The following is a 12,172-nucleotide window of genomic DNA, read 5'->3' on the forward strand; positions in this document are numbered from 1 at the left end:
GACTACGAACAATAGTAACTTGGCCATGGACCAGAACAAAATCCAAATTTATCAGACCGCCGATGGCCAGACCCGGATTGATGTCCGCTTGGAGCGGGATACCGTGTGGCTTTCGCAGGCGCAGATGGTCGAGTTGTTTGGGCGCGATGTTTCCGTTATTTCACGTCATATCCGCAACGCCCTGAACGAGGGCGAGGTAAGCGAAAAAAGCAATTTGCAAAAAATGCAAATTGCAAATTCCGACAGGCCAGTCGTTCTGTATGATCTGGATGTGGTGATTTCGGTCGGCTACCGCATCAAATCCGAGCGGGGGGTGCAGTTCCGGCGCTGGGCAACGAATGTTCTGCGTCAGCACCTGGTCCAAGGCTACACCTTGAACCGCTCCCGTTTCGAGCAAAACGCCGTCGAACTGGAACAGGCCCTGGCCTTGATCCGCAAGGCGGCGCAAACCCCGGCGCTCACCGCCGAGGCAGGCAGCGGGCTGGTGGAGATCGTCAGCCGCTATACCCAGACCTTTCTCTGGCTGCAACGCTACGACGAGGGCATATTGACCGAACCGGGCGGCCAGCCGGGAGGGCATCTGCCCACGGAAGCGGAGGCGATGAAGTCGCTTGCCAAACTCAGGCAATCCTTGATCACCCGTGGCGAGGCCACCGAACTGTTCGCCCTGCCACGGGGCGATGGGTTCGGTGCGTTGTTGGGTAACCTGGAGCAGACGGTCTTTGGCGAACCGGCTTACCCCACCATCGAAAGTAAGGCCGCGCATCTCCTCTATTTTGTGGTCAAGAATCATCCCTTTACCGACGGCAACAAACGCAGCGGCGCTTTTCTGTTCGTCGATTTTCTGCACCGCAATGGCCGCTTGCTGAATCCCCAGGGCGAGCCGGTGATCAACGATACCGGCCTGGCGGCTTTGACCTTGCTGGTGGCTGAATCGGATCCAAAGCGAAAAGAGACCCTGCTCCGATTAATCATGAACATACTGGCGCATAATCGGGATAGCGGACATGGATAAACTCACCGAATCCGCTATCGAGACCTTCGCCATCGAGCTGTTCGAGAAGCTCGGCTATCAGTACGTCTATACCCCGGACATCGCTCCGGACAGCGACACCCCGGAGCGCGCACGCTTCGAGGACGTGCTGCTGCTGGAGCGGTGCGCACGGCGGTGGCGTGCATCAACCCAGGCCTTCCCGCCGAGGTGCGCGAAGACGCCATCAAGCAAGGTTAGCGCCTCAACTCACCGGAGCTCATCGCCAATAACCAATAAGGATTGGTGCGACCCGCAGGGTCGCCTTCGATCCATTGTTGCTGGTCACATTTTGTGGAAATCATCAAGATTGACGATGCCGTCAAGCGCGAGTTTTACATCAGGATGGCCGCCGAAGGCCGCAGGTCCGTGCGCACCCTGCGCGAACGCATGGACGGCATGTTGTTTCAACGTACGGCCAGGTGCTGCAAGCCAAACTGCACAAGGCTCTGATGGAGGCCAGGGCGGGGCTGGAGTCGCGGCGCGAAGGGGGGCATGATGAGTGAGGGGAAGGGAGGCACTCTTGCAGAGGTTGGTCAGTCTGAGAACTTCTGTGCCAGTTGCGGCACCACAACTATCCGGGACACAGCAGGGAGCAAGGCCGTGATCAAGAAAATTGTGAGAACGGCAAGTTTAACGGATCACTCCTCCATAAAGAGAGATTTGGCTTACTGGCTGAGCAGAACTCCCGAAGAGAGAGTGGCAACAGTGGACTATTTAAGAAGGCAATATCATGGAAGTTCAACCAGACTTCAGAGATCTGCTCGCGTTATTCAACAAGCATCAAGTTGAGTTCATGCTGGTGGGCGGCTACGCCTTGGCATTTCATGGTGCTCCTCGTTACACGGGAGATATGGACATCTTTGTCCACGTTTCTCCCCGGAATGCCACACGGATCATGGCGGCTCTGAACGAATTTGGCTTTGGGTCTGTTGGCTTAACGGCCGAGGAGTTCCAGAAAGAGAACATGGTTGTTCAACTTGGTGTGCCACCTGTTCGGGTGGATATCGTCACATCTCTCACGGGCATCTCCTGGGAAGAGGCCTGTTCCAGTCGCGCCCAGGGCAAATATGGCGATGTCCCTGTCTTCTACATTGGCCGGAATCAGTTCATCTGCAACAAAAAGGCCACGGGCAGAAAAAAAGATCTCGCCGATCTGGAAGCCCTTGGTGAAGAATAGAGGCTGGACGCGAAGCCTACCTGTCCTCAAACAGCTCCTTGACGAGACCCTTTGGCTCTGACCGACACCCCCAGGAGGCCACGATGCGCCGAGACGCCAGCTCCGCCCCCCCTGAATCGATCCGGACGTCCCGCATCCCCGGAGTCGTCTTCTGCCTGGTCTTCCTGCTTCTCGTCGCGGCTTGCAAGAAAAAGGAGCCCCCGGGTGGTGGCGGCGCCATGCAGATGCCTCCTGCCGAGGTGACGGCGCTCAGGATCGTGCCCCGGGACGTGCCGCTGGTTCTGGACTACCTGGGCCAGACCGAGGCCTCCCGGGTCATCGAGGTCCGCACCCGGGTGGAGGGGGTGCTGGAGAAGATCGAGTTTGTGGAGGGCAACAAGGTCGAGGCGGGGGCGGTGCTGTTCCGGCTGGAGACGACGCCCTTTGAAACCGCCCTGGAGAATACCCGGGCCCAACTGGCCCAGCAGCAGGCGGTGCTGGACAACGCCCGCCGGATCGTCGCCCGCCTCCGGCCGCTGGTGGCCGAAAAGGCGGTGAGCCAGAAGGATCTCGACGATGCGCTGGCAGCGGAGACCACGGCGGCGGCGGCGGTGCGCGGCGCCCAGGCCCGGGTCAAGGAGGCGGAGATCAACCTCGGCTACACCACCATCCGCGCCCCCATTGCCGGCATCACCGGCCGGACCCAGAAGAACGAGGGCGCCCTGGTCTCGCCCGGCCCCGGCGGGGTGCTCACCACCGTCTCCCAGCTCGACCCCATGTTCGTCAACTTCAACATCTCGGAAACCGAGATGATCCGCTTCACCGGCGAGGCCCAGAACAAGACCATTGTCTTCCCCGAGGGTGGCAACTTCGACGTGGAGCTCAAGTTCGCCGACGGCAGTGTCTATCCCCACCGGGGCCGCCTCAACTTCTCCAACCCCTTCTTCAACCGGGAGACCGGCACCCTGGGGGTACGGGCCAAGGTCGCCAATCCCACAGGTGAGATGCTCCCCGGGCTCTATCTCCGGGTCCACCTGCATGGCGCGAAGCGGCCCAATGCCATCCTGGTGCCCCAGCGGGCGGTGCTGCAGGGCCAGAACGGCAAGTTCGTCTTCGTGGTGGCCGAGTCTTCCCTGGCGGAGATGCGCAATGTCGAGGTCGGCGAATGGGTCGGACAGGACTGGCTCATCACCGCCGGGCTCAAGCCCGGCGAGACCGTGGTGGTGGACGGCGCGGTCAAGATCCAGAACGGCATGCCGGTGAAGGCAACGATGATGGGCGAGGCAGCTGCCAGCCAGGGTCCCCCACCTGCCGCAGGGAGGTAGCCCATGTTCTCCCGCTTCTTCATCGACCGGCCCATCTTCACCACGGTCTTCATCGCCGTCATCCTGCTCGCCGGCCTCGCTGCCATCAACACCCTGCCGGTGGCCCAGTTTCCGGAGATCACCCCGCCCACGGTCACAGTCACCGCCATCTATCCCGGGGCCGCCGCCGATGTGGTCGCCAAGAGCGTGGCCGCGCCCCTGGAGCAGCAGATCAACGGCCTCGAGAACATGCTCTACATGTCCTCGAACAGCTCTTCGAACGGCATGGCGGTGATCACCGTCACCTTCGACATCGGCACCGATCTGGACCGGGCAGCCTTGAACGTCAAGAACCGGGTCTCCCTGGCCGAGCCGGCCCTGCCCCAGGAGGTGCGCCGCCTGGGCGTCACGGTGGACAAGAAGTCGGGCAGCATCCTGCTCATCATCGCCCTGCAGTCCCCGGACGGCCGCTACGATGACGTCTTCATCAGCAACTACGCAGCCCTCAATGTCATGGACACCCTGAAGCGGCTGCCCGGCGTGGGCGGTGCCCAGATCATGGGCGCCCGGGACTACGCCATGCGCATCTGGATCAAGCCCGACCGCATGGCCCAGCTGGGCATCACCACCGGGGACATCGCCTGGGCGATCCAGGAGCAGAATTCCATGTACGCCACCGGCCGGATCGGCCAGGAGCCCACCGGCGCCCAGCAGGAGCTGACCATCCCGGTTACCACCCGGGGGCGGCTCTCCGAGCCCTCCGAGTTCGAGAATATCATCGTCCGGGCCAACCCGGACGGATCCATCGTCCGCCTCAAGGACGTGGCCGGCGTGGAGCTGGGGGCCTCGGACTACGAATTCAAGGGCCGGCTGAACGGGGCGGCCACCACCCTCATCGCCGTCAATCTGCAGCCCGGCGCCAATGCCCTCAACCTGGCCAAGGCGGTCAAGTCCAGCATGGCGACCCTGGCCAAGTCGTTTCCGGCCGGCATCGCCTACTCCATCCCCTATGACACCACCACCTATGTGGAGGTCTCCATCGAGGAGGTCATCGAGACCCTCATCGAGGCGGTGGTGCTGGTGTTTCTGGTGGTCTTTGTCTTCCTGCAAACCTGGCGGGCCACCCTGATCCCCACCCTGGCGGTGCCGGTGTCGCTGATCGGCACCTTTGCCGGCATGTATCTTCTGGGCTATTCCATCAATACCTTGACCCTCTTTGGCATGGTGCTCGCCATCGGCATCGTGGTGGACGACGCCATCGTGGTGGTGGAGAACGTGGAGCGGCTCATGGCCGTGGAGGGCCTGTCGCCCAGGGAGGCCACCATCAAGGCCATGGAGGAGGTCACCGGGCCGGTGGTGGCCATCGTCCTGGTGCTGTGCGCGGTGTTTGTGCCGGTGGCCTTCATCGGCGGCATGTCCGGCCAGCTTTACAAGCAGTTCGCGATCACCATCGCCGTCTCGGTGGTCTTCTCCGGCATCACCGCCCTCACCCTGAGCCCGGTCCTGGCCGCTCTTCTGCTCAGGCCCGGACACGGCCGGCGCTTCTTCCTGTTCCGCTGGTTCAACGTCGCCTTCGAGCACCTGACCGCCGGCTACGCCGCCACCACCGCCTTTGCCATCCGGCGGGGGGCGGTCTTCCTGCTGGTCTTCGCCGGGCTGCTCTTTGCCACCTACGAGCTGTTCAACCGGGTGCCGGAAAGCTTTGTCCCGTCTGAGGACCAGGGCTACGTCATGGCCGTGGCCATCCTCCCGGATGCGGCGACCATCCGCCGGACCGCCGAGGTCACCGAGCGGGTGGAGAAGATGGTCCTCAGCCATCCCGCCGTGACCAACGTGGTGTCCTTTGTCGGCTACGACCTTCTGAGCAACGGGCCCAAGACCAGCACCGCCGCCTTCTTCATCACCTTCAAGGACTGGAAGGAGCGGCAAACCCCGGACCTGCACGCCAACGGCGTGCTTATGGCCCTCTTCGGCCAGTTCATGCAGATCAGGGAGGCGATGGTCTTTCCCTTCAACCCGCCCTCCATCCCGGGCCTTGGCACCATGGGCGGCTTCGAATTCAATCTCCAGAGCAAGGGAGAGGGAGACGTCAACCGGCTGGCGGCCGCGGTCTTTTCGGTGATCGGCGGCGCCGGCCAGCGGCCGGAGCTGCAGGGACTGTCCACCACCTTCAAGGCCAACGTGCCGCAGCTCTTCGTGGAGGTGGATCGGGATCAGGCCAAGGTCATGGGGGTGCCGCTCGCAGACATCTTCCAGACCATCCAGACCCTGGTCGGCTCTTACTATGTCAACGACTTCAACAAGTATGGCCGCATCTTCAAGGTGCAGCTCCAGGCCGATCCCCGATACCGGTCCGAGCCGGACGACCTGGGCAAGCTCTTTGTCCGCTCCACCTCCGGGCAGCAGGTGCCATTGGGCTCCCTCATCCGGGTCTCCCACACCTCGGGGCCGGAGCTGGTGACCCGCTTCAACGGCTTCCCGTCGGCGACCATCAGCGGCAGCGCCCGGCCCGGCTTCAGCTCCGGCCAGGCCCTGACGGCCATGGAGGAGGTGGCGGCCACCAGCCTGCCGCCGGACATGACCTTTACCTGGAGCGGTGAGGCCTACCAGCAGCAAAAGGCCGGCAACCAGGCGGCCGTGGTCTTCCTCCTGGGCATCCTCATGGTCTTTTTGATCCTGGCCGCCCAGTATGAGCGCTGGACCCTGCCCTTCTCGGTGCTTCTGGCGGTGCCCTTCGGCGTCCTGGGCGCCCTGGCCGCGGCGTATGCCACCGGGATGGAGAACGACATCTACTTCAAGATCGGGCTGGTGACCCTCATTGGGCTGTCCGCCAAGAACGCCATCCTCATCGTGGAGTTTGCGGTCATGAAACGGGCCGAGGGGCTCTCCCCCCGGGAGGCGGCCACCGAGGCGGCGCGCCTCCGCTTCCGGCCGATCCTCATGACCTCCCTGGCCTTCATCCTCGGGGTCATCCCCCTGGTGACCAGCCAGGGGGCCGGGGCCGCCAGCCGGCATTCCATCGGCATCGGCGTCATGGGGGGCATGCTGGCGGCCACCTTCCTGGCCATCTTCTTCGTGCCCCTCTTCTATTACCTGGTGCAAAGCCTCAACGAGTGGGATCCTCGGGGACGGCGGGGACGGCCCGGCGCCGGTGGCCGGCCTGATGTCGCTGGCCCGGAGCCGGCCGTGGAGGCAGGAGGTGACGGCGATGCCCGATAACAACGATGCCCGGACCCGGCATTCGGCCTGGCTGGGGCTGGCCGCCACGCTTCTTGCTGCCTGCTCCCTCGGCCCCCAATACCAGAAGCCGGCGGTGGAGGTGCCGCCCAGCTGGGAGCTTGGCTCCGGGGAGGCGGCCGCCATCGTCAATCCCCGCTGGTGGGAGGGCTTTGCCGATCCGGCGCTGAGCGACCTGGTTGCCGCCGCCTTGCAGCACAACCGCGACCTCCAGGTGGCCATGGCCAGCCTGGACGAGTACCGGGCCCTGGTGGGCGTGGCCCGGAGCGACCTCTTCCCCCAGCTCGCGGCTGGCATGGGCGCCAGCCGCACCAAGGGCCTGCAGGCCGGTGACCCGCCCATGCCCGACAATCCATACTCCAGCGAGTACTCGGCCACCCTCAACCTGTCCTATGAGCTGGATCTGTGGGGCCGGATTGCCCGGGCCGAGGAGGCGGCCCGGGCCGATCTCGCGGCTCGGGCCGAGGCCCGGCGGGCCTTGATGCTGTCCGTGGCAGGCCAGGTGGCCACGTCCTCCATCGAGCTGGCCGGGCTGGACAAGCGCCTGGCCATCGCCCGGGCCGCCCTGGCCTCCCGGGAGGAGGCTTATCGGCTGGCCCGGATCCGCTTTGAGGGCGGCATCACCTCGGAGCTCGACCTCCATCAGAGCGCGGTGGAGCTGGCCTCGGCCCGGACCCTGATCCCGCAGCTGGAGCAGAGCATCGCCCTCACCGAGCATCAGCTCAGTGTCCTGGTGGGGCACAACCCGGCCCGGATCGCCCGGGGCGTGGCCTTCGACGAGCTGCGGACGCCGGAGCTGCCCTCGCTGCTGCCGTCCGAGCTCCTCCGGCGGCGGCCGGACATCCTGCAGGCGGAGCAGGAGCTGGTGGCGGCCAACGCCCGCATCGGCCAGGCGATGGCCGCCGCCTTCCCCCAGTTCTCCCTGACCGGCATGATCGGCGAGGTGACCAACGATTTCCTGGTCTTCGACTGGCCCACCACCCTCATCAAGGGCGGCGCTTCGGTTGCGGCTCCACTTTTCACCGGCTGGCGGGACAGCCGCCGGATCGAGGCGGCGGCGGCCCGGGAGCAGCAGGCCCGGTTCCGCTACGAGAAGGTGGTGATGGTCGCCTTCAAGGAGGTGTACGACGCCCTGGTCTCGTACCGGCGGGCCCTGGAGCAGGTGGCGGCCCAGGAGCGGCAGCTGGCGGTGCTGCAGGAGACCTTCCGGATCGCCCGGCTGCGCTACCTGAACGGCTACACCAGCTTCATCGACGTGCTGGACGCCCAACGGAGCCTGCTCAATGTCGAGCTGACCCTGGTCCAGACAAAAGCCAGCGTCCACCAGGCGATGGTGGCCCTGTACATGGCCCTGGGCGGCGGCTGGGAGGTGGAGGCCGCGGGAGCGGCAGGGGACGCGCCCTGAGGAGCGCCGCCGGGATGGCCGCAAGCGGAAGGAGTGGGGACGGGTGTGGCCGCCCGGTCCGTGGGCGGCCACTCCCAAAAGGATGATCGTCTAGAAGCCGACCGTGCCCGTGTACATCGGCATGTTCACGCCGTCCCACACGACCTGGCCGCTGCCGTGCACGGTGGTCAAGTCCCCGGTGCCGGAGCCGGCCACGATCCGCCAGACCCCCTGGAAGCTGGTGCCTCCCTGGTGCGGATCATCCAGGGGCAGGGCTGGATTGAGGGGGCCCACCGCGTAGACGAACATGACAAAGGTGCCGGTGCTCTCCACCCCCTCCACCACCACCGAGCCGGTGAAGGTCTGCTCGGCGATCATGAAGAACCAGGGGCCGGTGCGAGCGGCCTGCCGGATGGCCAGCTCCGTTGCCGCCAGGGTGCCGTTCAGACCATTGGCGCCCTCGGCGGGCACGATCTGCAGGTTCAGGGGCCGCATGGCGACAACCCGTTGGGGGGTGACATGGACGATGAGCTTGTCCTGATCATCGAGGGGCCACAGCCCGCCCTCCACCGCGGCGTGGGAGCCGTGGGCATACGCTGCCGGCACCGCGCCCCACAGCACAAGTGCAGCCATCAAGACAAGTGTTGCCGTGCAAAGCTTGCTCAGCCTGGACATCTGCATGGTCGCTCCTCCCGGGCCTCAGCCCATCGTTGTTGATGCCGTGCCGGCCCATCTCTGTGGACCTCCCGCTCCGGCGGGATCCGGACGGCCGCCACCGTCCTGATCGTGGCCGCCCGTCCCTGAGCAGCGTCCCCCAATGCCCCTGCCGGGAAGGCGGCAACCGGCAAGGACGGTGTCATGGACCGAGTCTAGCACGGATCGGCCCGCCCAGGAAGGCAATGGCGACGATCGAATATCCAAGTGGCGGCGTCTGGGCCTTGACAGCCCTCCAAGCGCTTGGCTAACGTGCATGACCGTTGCCTTCATTCTTCGCCATTCCTTGCGCAGGACATTCTGCGGTTCGTCTTTCCCATGAGGTCTCGACCATGACTGAGCCGGAGCCACGCTTCAACGGGAAGATCCGCACCCGGATGCTGGTGCCGATTCTGGGCTCGGCGGCGGCGGTGCTGCTGGTGCTGGGCTACACCTTGTACACCACCGCCCGGCAGATGGTGAAGGAGCAGGTGGCGGCCAGCGTCATCGGCCACCTGACCCGGGGCGCCGAATCCGTGGACGCCTGGCTGCGGCAGGAGGCCGCGCTGGTCAATGCCCTGGCCCTGCTCCTGGAGGAGAAGGGGACGGCGTCGCCGGCGGCCGTGGCCGCGAGCCTCACCGCCTTCGGCCAGCGGTTCGAGACCAAGGTCCCCTTCGTTGGCCTGGAGAGTGGGGTGTACATCGACCCGGCCTGGACGCCGGAGCCCGGCTACGACCACCGGCAGCGGACCTGGTACCAGGAGACCAGGGCGGAAGGTGGCCGCAGCTTTTCCGAGCCCTACCGGGATGGCGACACCGGCGAGATGATCGTCACCCTGGGCTTTCCCCTGCGCCAGGACGGCCTCTTCACCGGCGTCGTCGCCCTGGATGTCTTCCCGGCCCATGTCCTTGCGCAGCTGCGCACCGCGGGCCGGGAACAGTCTCTGGAGGCCTTCGTGGTCGACAAGAGCGGCCGCTACATCGCCCATCCCGACGAGTCCTTCATCCTCCAGAAGCGTATCCAGGATGGCCCCTTCGGCCGCGCCTTCGAGGGCTGGCTCGCCAGCGGCAAGGCCAGCCTGATTGCCCAGGACGATGCCTACCTGGCGTTCTCCCCCATCGCCAGCGCCGGGTGGACGGTGGCCTTCCGCATCAACCAGGCGGCGGTGGATGGCCCGGCCAGGCGCCTCACCCTGTTCTTTGCTCTGGGCGCTGCCACCGCCCTCACGGTCCTGGCGGTGGTCATCATCCTCATCTGCCAGTTCCTCTCCCGGCCGATTCTCACCCTGGCGGAAGGCGCGGCCCGGGTTGCCGGCGGTGATTATGACTACCGGGCTTCCATCCCCACCCGGGACGAATTGGGCTTTCTCGCCCACAGCTTCAACCAGATGACGGCCGGCCTGGCGGAACGGGAGCGCATCCGCAGCGAGCTGGCGGAAAGCCGCGCCCAGCAGGCCCGTATCGAAGGCGAGCTGCAGGCCGGCCATGACATCCAGCTGGCGATGCTGCCCCGGGAGATGCCGGCCCTGGCGGCGTTTCGGCCCCACGCCTTCTACAAGTCCGCCAAGGAGGTGGGCGGCGACTTCTATGACCTCTTCCCTCTTCCCGACGGCCGCTACGCCCTGGTGGTCGGGGATGTTTCCGGCAAGGGGGTGCCGGCAGCCCTGTTCATGGCCATCACCTGCTCGGCGCTGCGGGTCACTTGTCCGGAGCGTCCGGATCCGGCGGCGGCGATGGCCGCCTGCAACGACCTTCTGGCCGCCCACAACGAGGAGGGCATGTTTGTCACCCTGTTCATCGCCTATTACGACCCGCCAACCGGCGAGTGCATCTACGCCAACGGCGGCCACACCGAGCCCCTGGTGCTGAGGGTGGATGGCGGGCTGCGAACGGTGCCCACCCTCAAGGACATGGTGGTGGGCCCCTTCCCGGGCCTTGCCTTCAACACCGGCACCTTCACCCTGGCGCCGGGTGAGGTCTGTCTGATCTACACCGACGGGGTCACCGAGGCCCACGCCCCGGGGGGCGGCCTGTTCGGCGAGGCTGCGCTCATGCAGCTCATCGAGGCCCAGGGCTCCCGGGACCCGGCAGCCCTGTGCGAGACGATCCAATCCGCTGTGATGGAGTTTCAGAAGGGCGACCAGTTCGATGATATCACGCTGCTGGCGTGGCAACGGCAACCGTAAGCCACGGCAAGGGATCGTGAAGGCTCTGCAGCTTTCAGCCGCCCCAGGGGGACGGACGCGCCGGCCAGGGGCCCGGATGACCGCCCAGCTTCTGGCCGTCCTCGCGGCCCTGGCGCTGCTCGTCCTCGCGGGGCCGGGTCTGGCCCAGGCCGGCACCACCGCGCCTTGTGCGCCGGAGATCCAGGCGATCAAGGACCGGGGCGTGCTGCGGGTGGCCATGCCGGCCGAGGACCTGCCCTACTACTACTGCCGGGGTCCCCAGGGGGAGATGGAAGGGCACGAGGTGGATCTGGCCCGCGCCCTGGCCACGGACTTGGGGGTGGGCCTGGTGCTGGACCGGGCCGCCGAAAGCTACGAGCAGGTGGTGAGCCGCATCCGGGAGGAGCAGGCTGACCTGGGCATCTGCGTGCTGAGCAAGACCACGAGCCGGTCGCAGGAGGTGCTCATGAGCCGGCCGTACCTCCTGGTGCACCCGACGGTGGTGGTCAACCGCCTCCGCCTGGCGCAGCTGGGCGACGGCATCACCGGGCGCCAGGGCCTTGGCCGGCCAGGGGTGGAGATCGCGGCGCCCGACGGCACCTCGTACGTGGGCTATGCCCAGGCTGACTTCCCGGCAGCCCGCATCGTCACCCGGGACAGCGCCGATGTGTGCTGGGAAGAGGTCGTGGCGGGCAAGGTCTTCGCCTTCTACTACGACGAGATCGAGATCAAGTCCCGCCTCAGGCGCAACCCCCACCTCAAGATTCCCCTCGAGATCGTCGCCATCCAGGAGGTCAACGACCACATCGCGGTGGCTGTGCCGCCCAGTCGCTGGAGCCTGCTCCACTATGTCAACACCTTTCTCGATCTCAACCGCCCGGAGGTCATCACCCCCGACGCGGTGATGCGCCGCTACCGCGACCCCACCCAGCCGGAGCCCCCGCCGGCGGTCAGCCCCGCCGTTCGGGAGCCCGGAGAGGGGCAGCAGACATGGTGGGTGGCCGGCGTCGCCACCGCCGGGGTGGTGCTGCTGCTCCTGGGTCGCCGGCGGCGCCCAACCCAGGCAGCGCCGGCCCAGCCGGGCTGGAGCGGTGCCCTGGGGGAGGCGCTGTTGTCGCCCAGAGCCGTGTTCGCCGGCATCGTGGCCGGCGCGCTCATCGGCGTGTTCTTCCGTCCCCTGGCCAGGACCCTGCAGCCGCT

At 66.0% G+C, this 12,172-nt stretch carries 9 protein-coding genes and 1 pseudogene; 9 read left to right on the forward strand and 1 reads right to left on the reverse strand.

Translation table 11 applies throughout. The annotated features are described in order from the left end of the window. Positions 1–25 precede the first annotated feature (25 nt). The 7 genes and pseudogenes from AB1634_08830 to AB1634_08860 all read left to right on the forward strand — a co-directional run bounded on the left by AB1634_08830 (position 26) and on the right by AB1634_08860 (position 8,135). A complete protein-coding gene (locus AB1634_08830) occupies positions 26–1,015 on the forward strand; it encodes a virulence protein RhuM/Fic/DOC family protein (protein ID MEW6219620.1) in 990 nt (329 codons plus the stop codon). Then, a pseudogene (locus AB1634_08835) lies at positions 1,008–1,127 on the forward strand (hypothetical protein). The gene AB1634_08830 and the pseudogene AB1634_08835 overlap by 8 nt, the downstream one beginning before the upstream one ends. A 149-nt stretch (positions 1,128–1,276) precedes the next feature. Beyond that, a complete protein-coding gene (locus AB1634_08840; GenBank protein ID MEW6219621.1) occupies positions 1,277–1,483 on the forward strand; it encodes a DUF1016 N-terminal domain-containing protein in 207 nt (68 codons plus the stop codon). 280 nt (positions 1,484–1,763) lie between these two features. Then, positions 1,764–2,210, forward strand: a complete 447-nt coding sequence (locus tag AB1634_08845) for a hypothetical protein (protein MEW6219622.1) — start codon at positions 1,764–1,766, stop codon at positions 2,208–2,210. A gap of 83 nt (positions 2,211–2,293) precedes the next feature. Continuing rightward, positions 2,294–3,514, forward strand: coding sequence for an efflux RND transporter periplasmic adaptor subunit (locus tag AB1634_08850; GenBank protein MEW6219623.1), 1,221 nt, complete (start codon positions 2,294–2,296; stop codon positions 3,512–3,514). A 3-nt stretch (positions 3,515–3,517) separates the two neighbouring features. Beyond that, the gene (locus tag AB1634_08855) at positions 3,518–6,712 is read left to right on the forward strand and encodes a multidrug efflux RND transporter permease subunit (protein ID MEW6219624.1); all 3,195 of its coding nucleotides are present in this window, start codon (positions 3,518–3,520) and stop codon (positions 6,710–6,712) included. Continuing rightward, entirely contained in the window at positions 6,702–8,135 is a 1,434-nt protein-coding gene (locus AB1634_08860) for an efflux transporter outer membrane subunit (protein ID MEW6219625.1), read from the forward strand. Before AB1634_08855 ends, AB1634_08860 begins: the two co-directional genes overlap by 11 nt. A gap of 90 nt (positions 8,136–8,225) precedes the next feature. Here the strand turns inward: AB1634_08860 and AB1634_08865 are convergent, their stop codons facing one another. Then, a complete protein-coding gene (locus tag AB1634_08865; GenBank protein ID MEW6219626.1) occupies positions 8,226–8,750 on the reverse strand; it encodes a hypothetical protein in 525 nt (174 codons plus the stop codon). Between the two features lie 410 nt (positions 8,751–9,160). On the opposite strand from AB1634_08865, the gene AB1634_08870 reads away from it, so the two are divergent. Beyond that, complete coding sequence (locus AB1634_08870; protein ID MEW6219627.1) at positions 9,161–10,993, forward strand: SpoIIE family protein phosphatase; 1,833 nt, start codon at positions 9,161–9,163, stop codon at positions 10,991–10,993. A gap of 76 nt (positions 10,994–11,069) precedes the next feature. After that, a partial coding sequence (locus tag AB1634_08875) for a transporter substrate-binding domain-containing protein (protein ID MEW6219628.1) occupies positions 11,070–12,172 on the forward strand: 1,103 nt, incomplete at its 3' end.

The organism is Thermodesulfobacteriota bacterium (assembly GCA_040755095.1).
GTDB lineage: Bacteria > Desulfobacterota > Desulfobulbia > Desulfobulbales > JBFMBH01 > JBFMBH01.

Excerpts from the sequence above, each read along its gene's own strand:
- AB1634_08830 (MEW6219620.1), top strand. The coding sequence starts at position 26 with ATGGACCAGAACAAAATCCAAATTTATCAGACCGCCGATGGCCAGACC.
- AB1634_08845 (MEW6219622.1), top strand. The coding sequence starts at position 1,764 with ATGGAAGTTCAACCAGACTTCAGAGATCTGCTCGCGTTATTCAACAAG.
- AB1634_08850 (MEW6219623.1), top strand. The coding sequence starts at position 2,294 with ATGCGCCGAGACGCCAGCTCCGCCCCCCCTGAATCGATCCGGACGTCC.
- AB1634_08855 (MEW6219624.1), top strand. The coding sequence starts at position 3,518 with ATGTTCTCCCGCTTCTTCATCGACCGGCCCATCTTCACCACGGTCTTC.
- AB1634_08860 (MEW6219625.1), top strand. The coding sequence starts at position 6,702 with ATGCCCGATAACAACGATGCCCGGACCCGGCATTCGGCCTGGCTGGGG.
- AB1634_08870 (MEW6219627.1), top strand. The coding sequence starts at position 9,161 with ATGACTGAGCCGGAGCCACGCTTCAACGGGAAGATCCGCACCCGGATG.